Annotated in this window: 1 pseudogene (running past one end of the window); it reads right to left on the minus strand. The window is 40.1% G+C overall.

The window, feature by feature from the left end:
- Positions 1 to 279: pseudogene (locus COV43_08680) on the minus strand (hypothetical protein); it reaches 89 nt to the left of the window's first position.

Below are 279 nucleotides of genomic sequence, written 5' to 3' on the forward strand. Positions count from 1 at the left end.
GACCATTGACGAGGGCATATTGTTCAGCTTCGTTGAGAACAATGCCTGTCAAATCGAGATCCTCTATCGTGAGCTCGTCTAAGTTACTTGATTGGCCAGTTGAAAATGGATTGACTATTTTCGCAGGTTCAAATTTTGCGGCGTGATCTCGAAATGTTTCCATATCGATATCAGACAAAGATTCCTGTGCTAGTGCTTGCAATGAAACCATGATCAAGCAAACAAAACACAAAAGAGAAATATTCTTTTTCACAAGTCCTCCTTCACTTTGGAAGGTAA

The sequence above is a fragment of the Deltaproteobacteria bacterium CG11_big_fil_rev_8_21_14_0_20_42_23 genome, from assembly GCA_002796345.1.
Lineage (GTDB): Bacteria > UBA10199 > UBA10199 > 2-02-FULL-44-16 > 2-02-FULL-44-16 > 1-14-0-20-42-23.